Source organism: Streptomyces sp. NPDC045470, assembly GCF_040646595.1.
GTDB lineage: Bacteria > Actinomycetota > Actinomycetes > Streptomycetales > Streptomycetaceae > Streptomyces.
The window spans coordinates 126,276-140,879 of record NZ_JBEZAN010000017.1; the positions used below are offsets into that span (position 1 = coordinate 126,276).

The window sequence follows — 14,604 nt, forward strand, 5'->3', positions numbered from 1 at the left end:
CGTTCCGGCCAGCCCACCCGCACAGCAAGGCACCACCATGTCCGATGAGAAGAACCGCGCCACCGCCGTCGCGATCCTCCCCCTGGTCGGCGGCGCCGCCAACGTCACGTCCGTCACCCACTGCATGACCCGGCTGCGCCTCGGCGTCGCGGACCGCTCGCTGGTCCAGGACGACGCCCTGAAGGCGCTGCCCGCCGTCCTGGGCGTGGTGGAGGACGACACGTACCAGATCGTGCTGGGTCCGGGCACGGTCGCCCGCGTCACCCCGGAGTTCGCCGCCCTGGTCGACGCCGGACGCGACGCGTCACCCGCCCCGGAAACGCCGCCCGCCACACCCGATCCCACCACCACCGGTTCCACCGACTCCGCCCCCTCCCCCGCCGAAGAACTGGCCGCCCGGGGCGCCGCCCTCAAAGCCCGCCAGAAGGCCAGGAACGCGACCCCGGTCAAACTCTTCCTCCGCCGGATCGCCGACATCTTCGTCCCGCTGATCCCCGCCCTCATCGGCTGCGGCATCATCGCCGGACTGAACGGCCTGCTGACCAACTTCGGCGTGCTGCCCGCCCTCGTCCCGGCGCTGGCCGCCATCGCCTCCGGCTTCATGTCCCTGATCGCGGTCTTCGTGGGCCACAACACCGCGAAGGAGTTCGGCGGTACACCCGTCCTGGGCGGCGCGGTCGCCGCGATCATCGTGTACGCGGGCGTCGCCCAGGTGAGCGCCTTCGGCCAGCAGCTCTCCCCGGGCCAGGGCGGGGTGCTCGGGGCCCTGGGCGCGGCGCTGCTCGCCGTACAGGTCGAGAAGGCGTGCCGCAGGTACGTCCCCGAGGCGCTCGACGTCCTGGTCACACCCACCGTGACCGTGCTGGTCTCCGGCCTGGTCACGCTCTTCGGCCTGATGTTCCTGGCCGGCGAGGTCGCCACCGCCATCGGTACCTGCGCGAACTGGCTGCTGGCCCACGGCGGCGCCGCGGCCGGATTCCTGCTCGGCGGCCTCTTCCTCCCGCTCGTCATGCTCGGTCTGCACCAGGCCCTGATCCCCATCCACACCACGCTGATCGAGCAGCAGGGCTACACGGTCCTGCTGCCCATCCTCGCGATGGCCGGCGCCGGCCAGGTGGGCGCCGCCCTCGCGGTCTACGTCCGTCTGCCCGGCAACCGCTCGATCCGCAGGACCGTCAGGTCCGCGCTGCCCGCCGGTTTCCTCGGTGTCGGCGAACCCCTCATCTACGGCGTCTCGCTGCCGCTGGGCCGCCCGTTCGTCACCGCCTGCGTGGGCGGCGCGTTCGGCGGCGGCTTCGTGGGCCTGTTCCACCAGCTCGGTACGACGGCCGGCTCCACCGCCATCGGCCCGTCGGGGTGGGCCCTGTTCCCCCTGCTCAAGGGCGACCGGCCGCTCGGCGCCACCCTCGCCGTCTACGCCCTGGGCCTGCTCGTCGGCTACGCGGCCGGCTTCCTCGCGACGTACTTCTTCGGCTTCGGCAAACAGGCCCTGCCGGACCTGAACGCCACCACGGGCCCGTCGGTGGACGGCACCCAGCACCTGACGAGGGACGGCGCCGGAGGCTAGGGCGCCCCCGACCCCGCCCCCACCGTCTCCCGGCGCTCGGGCGCCGTCGGCGTGTCCGGCCAGCACTCCACCCCCGTCAGATCCGGCATCCGGGACCGGGTGAACACCGGGTCGAGGCCGGACCGGCGCTGGGCCGTGTAGTCGTCCAGGAGGCGGAAGGCGATGGCCGAGAGGGGGATGATGGCCAGGAGATTGATCAGGGCCATGAGGCCCATGAAGACGTCGGCGAGGTTCCAGATGACGCCGACCGAGCCCAGCGCGCCGAGGAAGACGACCGCGAGGACGAGGGCGCGGTAGACGGGCAGGACCCAGGCGCGCCGCGTCATGAAGCCGATGTTCGACTCGCCGTAGTAGTAGTTCCCGATCATGGAGCTGAAGGCGAGCAGGAAGACCACGGCCGTCAGCACGTGACCGGCCCAGCCGCCGAGCGTGTCGGTCAGCGCGGACTGGGTGAGGTCGGCGCCCTGCCGCCCGCTCAGCTCCGGGGTGGTCGTCAGGATGATGAAGGCGGTCATCGAGCAGATCAGCAGGGTGTCGAAGAAGACGCCGAGGGACTGCACGAGCCCCTGCTTGACCGGGTGGGTGACTTCGGCGGCGGCGCCCGCGTTGGGCGCCGAGCCCAGGCCCGCCTCGTTGGAGAACATGCCGCGCCGTACGCCCTGCTGGATGGCCGCGCCGATCCCGCCGGCCGCCAGCTCCTTGAAGCCGAACGCGCCGCCGACGATGTCGCCGAAGACCCGCGGCAGGTCGCCGAGGTTGAGAAGGACGACGGCGGTGCCCAGCAGCAGGTAGACGACGGCCATGACCGGTACGAGGACGGTCGTGACGGAGGTGATCCGGCGGACGCCGCCGCAGATCGCGACGCCCAGCAGTACGGCCAGCAGCAGGCCGACCGCCGGGGCGAACCACGACGCACCGCTGCCGGCGACGGACCCGGAGGCGACCGAGGTGATCGTGTTGGACTGCACGGCGTTGAAGACGAACCCGAAGGTCACGGTGATGGCGACCGCGAAGAGCACACCGGGCCAGCGCTTTTCGAGCCCACGCTGCATGTAGTAGGCGGGCCCGCCCCGGTACGTACCGGAGGCGGCGCCGTCGGGCTCCTTGCCGTCGCGGACCTTGTAGAGCTGGGCCAGCGCCGACTCGACGAACGCCGAGGCGCCGCCGACGAGCGCCATCACCCACATCCAGAACACCGCGCCCGCGCCGCCGAGGGTGATGGCGGTGGCGACGCCCGCGATGTTGCCCGTACCGACCCGGGCGGCCGCCGAGATGGTGAAGGCGCCGAAGGACGAGACCGGCTTGGAGCCGTCCGCCCTGGGCTGCGACTTGTCCTTCAGCACGCGCAGCATCTCCGGGAAGAGCCGCAGTTGCACGGCCCTGGAGCGGACCGTGAAATACAGACCGGCGCAGACCACCAGCGGTATCAGCAGGTAGGTCCAGAGACCGTCGTTGACTTCGACGATCAGGGAATCGAGCGTGCTCATGGGCGTCCTAGCGGGGCGTCCGGGGTACGGGGACGGCCATCGCGGAAGATCACCTTCCGGGGAGGCTCCGGAAAGTATGGCCGCCATGCCCATACCAGGACCAGCGCCGCCTTACATGCCGTATCTCACAGAAAACGACATAACGCCGGCGCGTTCCGACGACCGTCCGGCCCTCACATGGCGCAGCCGTGCAGCCCGCCGTCCACCACCAGGTCCTGCCCGTTGACGTACGACGCCTCACCGGACGCCAGGAAGGCCACCGCGTCGGCGATCTCCTCGGGCCGCGCGAACCGGCCCGCGGCCGTCTGCGCCCGCAGCTTCTCCGCCTCCGCCACATCGATGTCCGAGTCCACGAACATCGGCGTCTCGACGTAGCCGGGACTGACCGAATTGACACGGACGCGGCGCCCGGCGAGCGCCGCCGCGAGCGTCCGGGCGAGGTTGAGCGCGGCGGCCTTGGTCGCGGAGTGCAGGGTGGCGTCCGCCTGCCCGCGTTGCACGAGCGACGAGGCGTTGATGACCACCGCGCCGCCGTCCCGCAGCAGCGGGAGCGCCCGCTGGACGGTGAAGAACACGCCCTTGAAGTTCACGCCGACCGCCCGGTCGAAGTCGGCCTCGGTGATCTCCTCGAAAGGCGCGGCGGCGTACCGGCCCGCGTTGGCGAAGATGATGTCGAGGTGCCCGAAGCGGTCGCGTACCGCTTCGACCGCGGCGTCCAGGTCGGCGACGGAGGCCGTGTCGGCCCGTACGCCGAACACCCGGTCCGCCGCGCCACCGGCCGCCCCCGGGCCCGTCGCCGTCGCATCCGCAACGGCCGCCTCGCCGCCCGTCACCGCCTCCCGCGCCCGCTCCCTCAAGTGCGCCACGGCGGCGTCCAGGCGGCGCTCGTCGCGGCCGCACACCACCACCCGCGCGCCGTCCGCGAGCAGCCGCCGCGCGGCTGCCAGGCCCACTCCGCTGCTGCCGCCGGTGATCAGGGCGACGGTGTCCGCGGGGAACCGGTCCGGTCGGGCGGTCTGCCCGTTTCGAGTCGTCATGGGGCGATCGTGCCCCGTCGGGCCGGGGTCAGTGCAAGGACCGCCGTACGGAATCGGCAGCGGTGCGCCCCGGCCGTACGGAAGGCCGTACCGGTGACCGCTCGGACGGCCGTACCTGGAGGCCGCGCGGACGGCCGTACCGGAATGCCCCCGAAACGCCGCCGGGGCGGCACCCCCCTGGGAGGAGGAGTGCCGCCCCAGCGATCTGAGGACAGATGATCCGGGAGGATCAGAAGTCCATGTCACCGCCCGGCATGCCGCCCGGAGCGGCCGCGGCGGCCTTCTCCGGCTTGTCGGCGATGACGGCCTCGGTGGTCAGGAACAGCGCGGCGATCGACGCGGCGTTCTGCAGCGCGGAGCGCGTGACCTTGGCGGGGTCGATGATGCCCTCGGCGATCATGTCGACGTACTCGCCGGTCGCGGCGTTCAGACCGTGGCCGACGGCCAGGTTGCGCACCTTCTCCACCACGACGCCGCCCTCAAGACCGCCGTTGACGGAGATCTGCTTCAGCGGAGCCTCCAGCGCCAGCTTCACAGCGGCGGCACCGGTGGCCTCGTCACCCTCCAGCTCCAGCTTCTCGAAGACCGAGGAGGCCTGCAGCAGGGCGACGCCACCGCCGGCGACGATGCCCTCCTCGACGGCCGCCTTCGCGTTGCGCACGGCGTCCTCGATGCGGTGCTTGCGCTCCTTGAGCTCGACCTCGGTGGCGGCACCGGCCTTGATGACGGCCACGCCGCCGGCCAGCTTCGCCAGACGCTCCTGGAGCTTCTCGCGGTCGTAGTCCGAGTCGCTGTTCTCGATCTCGGCGCGGATCTGGTTGACGCGGCCCTGGACCTGCTCGCTGTCACCGGCACCGTCGACGATGGTGGTCTCGTCCTTGGTGATGACGACCTTGCGGGCGCGGCCCAGCAGGTCGAGACCGGCGTTCTCCAGCTTGAGGCCGACCTCCTCGGAGATGACCGTGCCACCGGTGAGGATGGCGATGTCGCCGAGCATGGCCTTGCGGCGGTCGCCGAAGCCCGGGGCCTTGACGGCGACGGACTTGAAGGTGCCGCGGATCTTGTTGACGACCAGGGTCGACAGGGCCTCGCCCTCGACGTCCTCGGCGATGATCAGCAGCGGCTTGCCCGACTGCATGACCTTCTCCAGCAGCGGAAGGAGGTCCTTCACGTTGGAGATCTTCGAGTTGACGATGAGGATGTACGGGTCGTCGAGCGACGCCTCCATACGCTCCATGTCGGTGGCGAAGTACGCCGAGATGTAGCCCTTGTCGAAGCGCATACCCTCGGTGAGCTCCAGCTCCAGACCGAAGGTCTGGGACTCCTCGACGGTGATGACGCCTTCCTTGCCGACCTTGTCCATGGCCTCGGCGATCAGCTCGCCGATCTGGGTGTCGGCGGCGGAGATGGAGGCGGTCGAAGCGATCTGCTCCTTGGTCTCCACGTCCTTGGCCTGCTCCAGCAGGGCGGCGGAGACGGCCTCGACGGCGCGCTCGATGCCGCGCTTGAGGGCCATCGGGTTGGCGCCGGCGGCCACGTTGCGCAGGCCCTCGCGGACCAGGGCCTGGGCCAGGACGGTCGCGGTCGTCGTGCCGTCACCGGCGACGTCGTCCGTCTTCTTCGCGACCTCCTTGACCAGCTCGGCGCCGATCTTCTCGTACGGGTCCTCGAGCTCGATCTCCTTGGCGATGGACACACCATCGTTGGTGATCGTGGGGGCGCCCCACTTCTTCTCGAGGACGACGTTGCGGCCCTTGGGGCCAAGGGTGACCTTGACGGCGTCGGCGAGCTGGTTCATCCCGCGCTCGAGACCGCGCCGTGCCTCCTCGTCGAACGCGATGATCTTGGCCATGTGAAGTGGTCCTCCCGGACTGGGGGTCCCCCCGGACTGCGTCTGGGGGAGGGTGGATACTCCGGACCGCGCTGGCGCCCGCGACGGACGGTTCGTGAGCTGGTGGTTCCTTGCCCCACCTGCCCGCGGACCTCACCGAGTCGGTCCTTAGCTGTCACTCTCACTCGTAGAGTGCTAACGCAATGATTAGCACTCGACCCATGAGAGTGCAAGCGGCTTGGCGGGAGCCATCCCCATGGGGGGCGGGTGCCAAACCAGGCGCGGGCGGACGACCCGCCCTCCCCCGGGACACTCCCGCCCGACCCACCCAAACACAGAAGGCCCGCGCCCCCACAGGGGACGCGGACCTTCGTACGCAGCAGTCGGTCGGCGCTTCAGCCGGCCACGCGGACCATGTCCGCCTGCGGCCCTTTCTGGCCCTGCGAGATCTCGAACTCGACCCGCTGACCCTCCTCAAGGGTGCGGTAACCGTCCATCTGGATCGCGCTGTAGTGGACGAATACATCCGCACCACCGTCGACCGCGATGAAGCCGTACCCCTTCTCCGCGTTGAACCACTTGACGGTGCCCTGAGCCATGCCTAACTCCCCTATTACTGGCCCTTGCACAGGACCGCACTCCGCGGACCCGGGTCAGACCTCACCCCCCGACAGGAGGGGGTGTGCGCCGGAACGCGTCGACCGCCGCTGAATGTATCTGTCCAACTGCCCAGCGCAACAGGTCAGTCGGACGAGAATTCTTCTCGCGAACAATCGCAAATATACGGAGAAAAGCCCATACGGCAGGGCAAGTCGGGCCGGGCAAAGCTCACCAACACGACAAATCATGTCCACACTTCGCGCACAACTTGCCGGGCTCTCATATGCGTTCGGCACGCGCTGGACGAGGAATCACCCCAACTGTATCGCCTTTAACAACACGGAATCGCCCCGTCCGCTTCGTGGCGGACAGGGCGATTCCAGCCGTCGGGCCGGGGAAGGGCCGAAAAAGATCGTTACGGCGTCCCGGGCGACCGGCTCAGCAGCCGCCGGCCACCGCCGGGATGATCGAGACGCCCGCGCCGTCCGGCGTCGGCGTCGCCAGGCCCTGCTCGAAGCGCACGTCGTCGTCGTTGACGTAGACGTTCACGAAGCGCCGCAGCTTGCCGGTGTCGTCCAGGACGCGGGCCGCGATGCCGGCGTGGTTCTGCTCCAGGTTCTGGATGACCTCGGAGAGGGTCGCCCCCTCGGCGGGGACCTCGGCCTGACCGCCGGTGTAGGTGCGCAGGATGGTCGGGATGCGGACGTTGACGCTCATGGTGTTCTGCCTTCCAGCTCGCGGGAGGAGTGCGTAAGGGCGGCGGGCGTACCGGTGGCCGCGGGCGCGGACGGAGGTACGCCGGCGCGTGTCGTGGTGTGCGGACGCGTGCCGGTGTGTGCCGACGCGTACGGGTGCGCGCGACCGCGTACGGGTGTGTACGGCCGCGCGCGGCGGTCAGCGCGCCAGGCCGGCGGCGCGGAACGCCTCCAGGCTCGGGCGGATGGTGGCCGAGGGCCCGGTCGTCGGCGCCACGGCGTCCAGCGTCTTGAGGCCGTCGCCGGTGTTGAGCACGACGGTGGTCAGCGCCGGGTCGAGCAGCCCGTCCTCGATCAGCTTCTTCGTGACACCCACGGTCACCCCGCCGGCGGTCTCGGCGAAGATGCCCTCCGTACGGGCCAGCAGCTTGATCGCGTCGACCACCTGCTCGTCGTTGACGTCCTCCACCGCGCCGCCGGTGCGCCGGGCGATGTCGAGCACGTACGGGCCGTCGGCCGGGTTGCCGATGGCCAGCGACTTGGCGATGGTGTCCGGCTTCTGCGGCCGTACGACGTCGTGGCCCGCCTTGAAGGCGGTGGAGACCGGGGAACAGCCTTCGGCCTGGGCGCCGAAGATCTTGTACGGCTTGTCCTCGACCAGCCCGAGCGCGATCAGCTCCTTCAGCCCCTTGTCGATCTTGGTGAGCTGGGAGCCGGAGGCGATCGGGACGACGATCTGGTCCGGCAGCCGCCAGCCGAGCTGTTCGCAGATCTCGTAGGCGAGCGTCTTGGAGCCCTCTCCGTAGTACGGGCGCAGGTTCACGTTCACGAAGCCCCAGCCCTCGCCGAGCGGGTCGCCGATCAGCTCCGAGCAGAAGCGGTTGACGTCGTCGTAGGTGCCCTCGATGCCGACCAGCTCGCCGCCGTACACCGCGGCCATGACGACCTTGCCCGCCTCCAGGTCGTGCGGGATGAACACACAGGAGCGGAAGCCGGCCCGGGCCGCCGCGGCGCCGACCGCCCCGGCGAGGTTGCCGGTGGAGGAGCAGGACAGGGTGGTGAAGCCGAAGGCGCGGGCGGCCTCGACGGCGATGGCGACGACGCGGTCCTTGAAGGAGTGCGTCGGGTTGCCGGAGTCGTCCTTGACGTACAGGCCGCCGGTGACGCCCAGCTCACGGGCCAGGTTGTCGGCCTTGACCAGCTTGGTCAGGCCGGGATTGAGGTTGGGCTTGGCCGCGACGTCCGCCGGGACGGGCAGCAGCGGCGCGTACCGCCAGATGCTGTGGGGGCCCGCCTCGATCCGCTTGCGCAGGCCCTCGGGGTCGCCGGCCGGCAGGTCGTACGCCACCTCCAGCGGCCCGAAGCAGGACCCGCAGGCGAAGATCGGTCCGAGGTCGAAGCGCTCGCCGCACTCGCGGCAGGACAGCGCGACGGCGGGGCCCAGGGAAACAGTGGCGGAAGTGGTGCTTTCGACGGATTGCACAGCCATGGAGGCGAGGCCCTTTCTCCTCATCTTCCTCGCGACGCACCTCGCCGCGAGACGGAATTGGCACCTTCCCGAGCCGGGAGCCTCGCGGGCCGCGTACGTGCGCGGCGACGGAGACCGGCTGGAGGGTTGCCGGGGCTTCAACGGGCCGTGTCCCTCTGCCCCTCTGGATGAGCGGTATGGCGCCGGGCCGGAGCCCAGGCGTTTGTCGCGCCGACCCCGGCATGTCCGGGGCGATCGCGTTGTTCAAGACTGTAGCCGAAGGGCCGGGCGGTTGAGACAGCCGTCCGCACCGCGAGATGGATCACATCGCTGGTCCGGGAACGAAGGAGACGCGCACGTGCTGGAAGAGGTGGAGCGCTGGCTGGCCAGCCGGTCCTGGTCGGCCGCGGACCGCCCGCTCGACCGGCTGCTGGCCGCGAAGCGCGAGACGGGGCAGACGGTCTCCGTCGTGCTGCCGGCGCTCGACGAGGAGGCGACGGTCGGCGCGATCGTCGAGGCGATCCGTACGGAGCTGATGACCCCGTCGGCGCCGCTCGTCGACGAGCTGGTGGTGCTCGACTCCGGCTCCACGGACGGCACCGCCAAGGTCGCGGCCGACGCGGGCGCGCGGGTGGTCCACCGGGACGAGGTGCTGCCCCGGCTGCCCGCGCTGCCCGGCAAGGGCGAGGTGCTCTGGCGCTCCCTGCTGGCGACCGGCGGCGACATCGTCTGCTTCGTCGACGCCGACCTGCGCGAGTTCGACGCGGGCTTCGTCTCCGGGATCGTCGGTCCGCTGCTGACCGACCCGGACGTGCAGTTCGTCAAGGGCATGTACGACCGTCCGCTGGGCGAGGCGGCGGGCCAGGGCGGCCGGGTCACCGAGCTGGTCGCCCGGCCGCTGCTGAACCTGCACTGGCCGCAGCTCGCCGGGTTCGTGCAGCCGCTCGGCGGGGAGTACGCGGCCCGCCGGTCGCTGCTGGAGCGGCTGCCGTTCCCGGTGGGCTACGGCGTCGAGCTGGGCCTGCTGGTCGACGCGCTGCACACGGTGGGGCTGGACGCGCTGGCGCAGGTGGACATCGGGGTGCGCAAGCACCGCCACCAGAGCGGCCAGGCGCTCGGCAGGATGGCGGCGGCCATCTACCGCACCGCGCAGCTACGGCTGGCCCGCGGCCATCTGGTGCGCCCGCGGCTGACCCAGTTCGAGCGCGGCGAGACCGGTTTCGTACCGCGCACCTGGGACGTGGACACCGAGGAGCGGCCGCCGATGGCGGAGATACCGGAGTACGCGGAGCGCCGGGCGGCCTGAGACGGCCGGTGGGCGGCCCGCGGCGCCCGGCCCGGGCCACGCTCCGGACGCTGCGTGGCCCGCTCCGGACGCCGCGTGAACCGTGACGTTCCGCCTCCGCTCCGCACGTTTGAGCGGATGGGTGGCGGGCTAGTCTCGCAACATGGTCTCCGAGCGTTCTGGTGCCAAGGTCCTCGTCGCGTCCAACCGCGGCCCGGTCTCGTACACGAAGGGGGACGACGGCACGCTGACTGCCAAACGGGGCGGCGGCGGGCTGGTCTCCGGACTGTCCGCGATCGGCCCGGACGCCGGTGCGGTGTGGGTGTGCGCCGCCCTCGGGGACGGCGACCGCGAGGCCGCCCGGCGCAGCGGCGGCCATCTGGACCCCGCCGACACGGGCGACCAGCACGTACGCATGCTGGACATCCCCGCCGACGTCTTCACCGACGCCTACAACGGCATCGCGAACTCCGTGCTGTGGTTCGTCCACCACCTGCTCTACCAGACGCCGCTGGAGCCCTCCTTCGACGACGGGTTCCGCGCGCAGTGGGCGTCGTACGAGGCGTACAACGCGGCCTTCGCGGACGCGCTCGCCGACGAGGCGGCGCCCGGCGCCGTGGTGCTCGTGCAGGACTACCACCTCACGCTGGTGCCGGGACTGCTCCGCGCCCGCCGCCCCGACCTGCGCATCGGCCACTTCTCGCACACGCCGTGGGCGCCCGCCGACTACTTCCGGATGCTGCCGGACGACGTGGCCGAGGCGGTGCTGCGCGGCATGCTGGGCGGCGACCGCGCCGCGTTCCTGACGCGGCGCTGGGCCGAGGCGTTCGCGGAGTGCTGCGCGGCGGTGCTGGGCGCCGAGGTGACGCACGGCGCGGACGGCGGACTGAGCGTCGTCCACGAGGGCCGGACGACGCGGCTCGGCGTGCACGGCCTGGGCGCGGACGCGGAGTTCCTGCGGGAGCGGGCGCACCAGCCCGACGTGGACGAGCGGCTGGCGGCGCTGCGCGAGCAGATCGGCGGGCCGGACCGGAAGACGATCGTGCGGGTGGACCGTACGGAGCTGTCCAAGAACATCGTGCGCGGGCTGCGCGCCTACCGGGCGCTGCTGGCCGACCGGCCCGAGTGGCGCGAACGGGTCGTGCACGTCGCGTTCGCCTACCCCTCCCGCCAGGACCTGGCGGTCTACCGCGCCTACACGGACGAGGTCGGGCGGCTGGCCGCGGAGATCAACGAGGAGTACGGCACCCCGGGCTGGCAGCCGGTCGTGCTGCACGTGAAGGACGACTTCGCGCGGTCGCTGGCCGCCTACCGGATCGCCGACGTGGCGCTGGTCAACCCGATCAGGGACGGCATGAACCTGGTCGCCAAGGAGGTCCCGGTGATCTCCGAGGCGGGCTGCGCGCTGGTGCTGTCCCGGGAGGCCGGGGCCTACGCGGAGCTGGGCGAGGACGCCGTCTGCGTCAATCCGTACGACATCTCGGCCACGGCGCGCGCGCTGCACGAGGCGCTGTCCATGGAGGACGGCGAGCGGGCCGAGCGCACGAAGCGGCTGGCCGCCGCGGCCACCGCGCTGCCGCCGGACCGGTGGTTCCTCCAGCAGTTGCGGGCGCTGGAGGAGTAGCGGCGCCGGGGCCCCGGGAGGGTCCCGGCCGCATCCGTCAGGCGGGCGCTCCCAGCCGGTCCGCGAGGGCGTGCAGCAGCGCGACGACGCCCGTCGGGCCGTCGACGACCAGGTCCGCCCGGCCTGCCAGCTCGGCGACCTCCGCGCTGCCGCTGCACACCAGCACCCCGGCCAGGCCGTCCGACCGCAGCTTGTCCACGGCGGAGTAGGCGGCGAGGTCGCCGAGGTCGTCGCCCCCGTACAGGACGGTGGTGGCGCCGGTCTCCCGTACGTACTCGGCGAGGGCGACGCCCTTGTCCATACCGGGCGGTCGCAGTTCGAGGACGTACCGGCCGGGCTCGACGATCAGGCCGTGCCGCTCGGCGAGCGCGTACAGGGGCTCGCGCAGCAGCTCGAAGGCGGCCTGCGGATCCTCGGCACGGCGGGTGTGCACGGCGATGGCGCGGCCCTTGTCCTCCACCCAGGAGGCGTGCCAGGCGCCCAGTTTGTCCAGGACGCCGGGGAGTTCGGCCTGTACGGCGGCGACGCCGGGCGGGGGCGCCGGCGCCCGTACCGTGCCGGTGGCCGCGTCCCAGCGCTCGGCGCCGTAGCCGCCGAGGACCACCAGCCGCTCCAGGCCCGGCGCGTCCGTGAAGCCGCCGAGGCGGACCGCGACGCCGGCCGGACGGCCGGTGATGACCACCAGGGAACACAGCCGCGGCGCGAGGCGGGCCAGCGCGGCCACGGCGCCGGGGTGGGCGCGGGCCTTCTCGGGGTCGGGCACGATGTCGGCGAGCGTGCCGTCGAAGTCGAGCGCGAGGACGGCGCGGCCGGGGCTGTCCAGCAGCGCGGCGAGACCGTCCCGGCCCGCTTCGGTGACCGGCGTCGGCAAGGAGTTCGGGGGGCTGCCCATGGTGACGACATTACCGGTCGCGCGCGGGCGGGTGCCGGGTACGGGGTATCAGCGCCGGCGCGGCTTCGGCGGCGGGTGCCGGGCACCGGCCGGATACGGGTGTGCCAGCGGCGGCGCGCCCCTCGGCGGCCTCCGCGGGCCCGCGGCCACGGCTGACGCTCAGCGGCGGCCGCGCCGGGCCTCGCGGACGCGGCGCAGCCGGTTGACCGTGACCGGGTCGTGGGCGAGCGCCCGCGGGTCGTCCAGCAGCGCGTTCAGCAGTTGGTAGTAGCGGGTGGGCGAGATGCCGAGCCGCTCGCGGATGACCCGCTCCTTGGCGCCCGGCCGGGGCCAGGAGCGGCGCTCGACGCCGAGCACCGCCTCGTCCTGGGGGGACAGTTCTCCTATGCCACCGCCTCCGGTGCCGCCGTCGGTGCCGTCGCTCGTCATCACCCGTCCACGATAAGGCCGCGGTACGACAATCCCCCGCCACCGGTCCGGGGGCGGGGGTGCCGGGTTGTGCGGCGGCTCACTCGGCGGTGTTGTCCGCCTCGTTGGCCGTGTTCTGGATGTCGCCGAGCACGCCGGCCGGGTTGCCGTTGGCGCCCACCGCCTTGCCCATCTTCGCCTTGACGGTCTTGCTGACCAGCGGCCAGGAGGTCTTGTCGGCGGGGTAGAACACGGCGTTGTCCAGCTGGCGCAGGAAGCTGTGCAGCTTGGCGTACTTGCTGTCGGCGAGCATCGCCTGGGAGCCGGAGGTGGTGACCGGCAGCAGGCCGTAGTGGCCCGAGAAGTCCATGACGTTCTTCTCGTCGTAGACGAAGTCGAGGAACTTGCCGACCTGGTCGCGGTGGCCGTTCTGCTTGAACGCCGTCATCCAGTCGGCGACGCCCATGGTGGCCTTGGCCTTGCCGGTGGGGCCCGGCAGCTCGACGGTGCCGTACTCGACGCCCTTGGCCTCGGCCTGCTTCATCAGGGTGGGGTGGCCGTTGAGCATGCCCACGTCGCCGGCCGCGAAGGCGTCGAACGCGTCCTGGCGGTTGAGCTTGGCCGGGTCGCCGCCGGTCAGCCCCGGGGCGACCAGGTCCTTCTTCAGCCACTCGAAGGTCTTGATGTTCTCCTTCGAGTCGATCGTGTACTTGCCGATGCTGTCGGTGTAGCTGCCGCCGCCGCTGAGCATCCACATCAGCGTCTCGGCCTGCGTCTCCTCCGGGCCCAGCGGCAGCGCGTACGGCATCTTCACGCCCTTGGCCTTGAGCTTGGCCGCGTCGGCCGAGACCTGTGCCCAGGTCTCGGGCGGGTCGGTGATGCCCGCCTCGGCGAAGAGCTTCTTGTTGTAGAAGAGGCGTCGGGTGCTGGAGCCGAAAGGCATCCCGTACTGCTCGCGCCCGTACTCCCCCGCCTCCGCGAGGGCGGGCACGAAGTCGGCCTGCACGGGGATGGAGAGCACGTCCCTGGCCTTGTAGAGCTTGCCTTCGGCCGCGTAGTCCGCGTACGCGCCGATCTGCGCCATGTCCGGAGCCTTACCGGACTTGACCAGGTCCTCGACCTTCTTGTCGACGTCCGTCCAGCTGTATACCGAGACGTCCACCTTGATGCCCGGGTTCTTCTTCTCGAAGTCCTTGACGAGCCTGTCCCAGTAGTGCCGGGAGGAGTTCGCCGCGTTGTCGCCGTAGTCCGCCGCGACGAGCTTGAGCGTGACGTCGCCACCGCCGCCCACGCCGCTGCCGCAGGAGGACAAGGAGAGCGTCATGGCCGTGGTGAGTCCCGCTGCCGCCAGGCTCAAGTACCGCCGCTGCACTGCCATTACCGCCTTTTGTCCCGAATGTTCCGTGCTTGCCGGGGAATGCCCGGTGGCTTCAGAGGTCCACCCTCAACCGACATGAACGACGAGTCTCCCCCGTTTACCCACACAAGGTCTACACCACCCCTCATTTCGCTGGCGTATCGCCTGTCACACAAGCAGGTCACGATGGCAGGGCAGCGGCCGTACGGAGCGGAACCACCCCGTCCCGGCGGGCGGGACCTCCCCGCCCCGGCCGGCGGCATCACCCCGTCCCGACCGGCGGAATCCCCCTTCCCCGGGCCCGAGCACGCCCTTCGCACGAGCGGAACCACGCCATCCCCGCGAGTGGACTA

The 14,604-nt window shown here is 71.4% G+C and carries 12 protein-coding genes and 1 riboswitch; of the genes, 3 read left to right on the forward strand and 9 right to left on the reverse strand.

Annotated features, from left to right (window positions below):
• Positions 1-37: 37 nt before the first annotated feature.
• Positions 38-1,567, forward strand: coding sequence for a PTS transporter subunit EIIC (locus AB0A97_RS33260; RefSeq protein WP_361157045.1), 1,530 nt, complete (start codon positions 38-40; stop codon positions 1,565-1,567).
• Here the strand turns inward: AB0A97_RS33260 and AB0A97_RS33265 are convergent.
• The 6 genes from AB0A97_RS33265 to thrC form a co-directional block, all read right to left on the reverse strand.
• The gene (locus AB0A97_RS33265) at positions 1,564-3,054 is read right to left on the reverse strand and encodes an alanine/glycine:cation symporter family protein (protein ID WP_361157048.1); all 1,491 of its coding nucleotides are present in this window, start codon (positions 3,052-3,054) and stop codon (positions 1,564-1,566) included. The two genes, AB0A97_RS33260 and AB0A97_RS33265, sit on opposite strands and share 4 nt — an antisense overlap.
• Positions 3,055-3,227: 173 nt before the next feature.
• A complete protein-coding gene (locus tag AB0A97_RS33270; RefSeq protein WP_361157050.1) occupies positions 3,228-4,091 on the reverse strand; it encodes an SDR family oxidoreductase in 864 nt (287 codons plus the stop codon).
• Between the two features lie 229 nt (positions 4,092-4,320).
• Complete coding sequence (gene groL, locus AB0A97_RS33275; RefSeq protein WP_030022296.1) at positions 4,321-5,943, reverse strand: chaperonin GroEL; 1,623 nt, start codon at positions 5,941-5,943, stop codon at positions 4,321-4,323.
• 374 nt (positions 5,944-6,317) lie between these two features.
• Positions 6,318-6,521, reverse strand: a complete 204-nt coding sequence (locus AB0A97_RS33280; RefSeq protein WP_003986833.1) for a cold-shock protein — start codon at positions 6,519-6,521, stop codon at positions 6,318-6,320.
• 439 nt (positions 6,522-6,960) lie between these two features.
• Positions 6,961-7,239 carry a MoaD/ThiS family protein gene (locus tag AB0A97_RS33285; protein WP_031001649.1) on the reverse strand — a complete coding sequence of 93 codons (279 nt, stop codon included), beginning with the start codon at positions 7,237-7,239 and terminating at the stop codon, positions 6,961-6,963.
• Positions 7,240-7,416: 177 nt separating this feature from the next.
• Entirely contained in the window at positions 7,417-8,706 is a 1,290-nt protein-coding gene (gene thrC, locus AB0A97_RS33290) for a threonine synthase (RefSeq protein WP_361157055.1), read from the reverse strand.
• A 17-nt stretch (positions 8,707-8,723) separates the two neighbouring features.
• A riboswitch (SAM riboswitch) is annotated at positions 8,724-8,880 on the reverse strand.
• A 163-nt stretch (positions 8,881-9,043) separates the two neighbouring features.
• On the opposite strand from thrC, the gene AB0A97_RS33295 reads away from it, so the two are divergent.
• Both AB0A97_RS33295 and AB0A97_RS33300 read left to right on the forward strand, forming a co-directional pair.
• Positions 9,044-9,991 (forward strand): glucosyl-3-phosphoglycerate synthase, encoded by a 948-nt coding sequence (locus tag AB0A97_RS33295; protein ID WP_361157057.1) that lies wholly within the window; start codon positions 9,044-9,046, stop codon positions 9,989-9,991.
• A gap of 142 nt (positions 9,992-10,133) precedes the next feature.
• Positions 10,134-11,594, forward strand: a complete 1,461-nt coding sequence (locus AB0A97_RS33300) for a trehalose-6-phosphate synthase (RefSeq protein WP_361157060.1) — start codon at positions 10,134-10,136, stop codon at positions 11,592-11,594.
• Positions 11,595-11,631: 37 nt separating this feature from the next.
• Here the strand turns inward: AB0A97_RS33300 and otsB are convergent, their stop codons facing one another.
• The 3 genes from otsB to AB0A97_RS33315 form a co-directional block, all read right to left on the reverse strand.
• A complete protein-coding gene (gene otsB, locus AB0A97_RS33305; protein ID WP_030022302.1) occupies positions 11,632-12,486 on the reverse strand; it encodes a trehalose-phosphatase in 855 nt (284 codons plus the stop codon).
• A 159-nt stretch (positions 12,487-12,645) separates the two neighbouring features.
• The gene (locus tag AB0A97_RS33310; protein ID WP_361157156.1) at positions 12,646-12,915 is read right to left on the reverse strand and encodes a DUF3263 domain-containing protein; all 270 of its coding nucleotides are present in this window, start codon (positions 12,913-12,915) and stop codon (positions 12,646-12,648) included.
• A gap of 79 nt (positions 12,916-12,994) precedes the next feature.
• On the reverse strand, positions 12,995-14,218 hold the full coding sequence (locus tag AB0A97_RS33315) for an extracellular solute-binding protein (RefSeq protein WP_361157063.1): 1,224 nt from the start codon (positions 14,216-14,218) through the stop codon (positions 12,995-12,997).
• Between the last annotated feature and the right edge of the window lie 386 nt (positions 14,219-14,604).

Excerpts from the sequence above, each read along its gene's own strand:
- AB0A97_RS33300 (WP_361157060.1), top strand. The coding sequence starts at position 10,134 with ATGGTCTCCGAGCGTTCTGGTGCCAAGGTCCTCGTCGCGTCCAACCGC.
- AB0A97_RS33315 (WP_361157063.1), bottom strand. The coding sequence starts at position 14,218 with ATGACGCTCTCCTTGTCCTCCTGCGGCAGCGGCGTGGGCGGCGGTGGC.
- otsB (WP_030022302.1), bottom strand. The coding sequence starts at position 12,486 with ATGGGCAGCCCCCCGAACTCCTTGCCGACGCCGGTCACCGAAGCGGGC.
- AB0A97_RS33280 (WP_003986833.1), bottom strand. The coding sequence starts at position 6,521 with ATGGCTCAGGGCACCGTCAAGTGGTTCAACGCGGAGAAGGGGTACGGC.
- AB0A97_RS33285 (WP_031001649.1), bottom strand. The coding sequence starts at position 7,239 with ATGAGCGTCAACGTCCGCATCCCGACCATCCTGCGCACCTACACCGGC.
- thrC (WP_361157055.1), bottom strand. The coding sequence starts at position 8,706 with ATGGCTGTGCAATCCGTCGAAAGCACCACTTCCGCCACTGTTTCCCTG.
- AB0A97_RS33310 (WP_361157156.1), bottom strand. The coding sequence starts at position 12,915 with ATGACGAGCGACGGCACCGACGGCGGCACCGGAGGCGGTGGCATAGGA.
- AB0A97_RS33265 (WP_361157048.1), bottom strand. The coding sequence starts at position 3,054 with ATGAGCACGCTCGATTCCCTGATCGTCGAAGTCAACGACGGTCTCTGG.
- groL (WP_030022296.1), bottom strand. The coding sequence starts at position 5,943 with ATGGCCAAGATCATCGCGTTCGACGAGGAGGCACGGCGCGGTCTCGAG.
- AB0A97_RS33260 (WP_361157045.1), top strand. The coding sequence starts at position 38 with ATGTCCGATGAGAAGAACCGCGCCACCGCCGTCGCGATCCTCCCCCTG.
- AB0A97_RS33270 (WP_361157050.1), bottom strand. The coding sequence starts at position 4,091 with ATGACGACTCGAAACGGGCAGACCGCCCGACCGGACCGGTTCCCCGCG.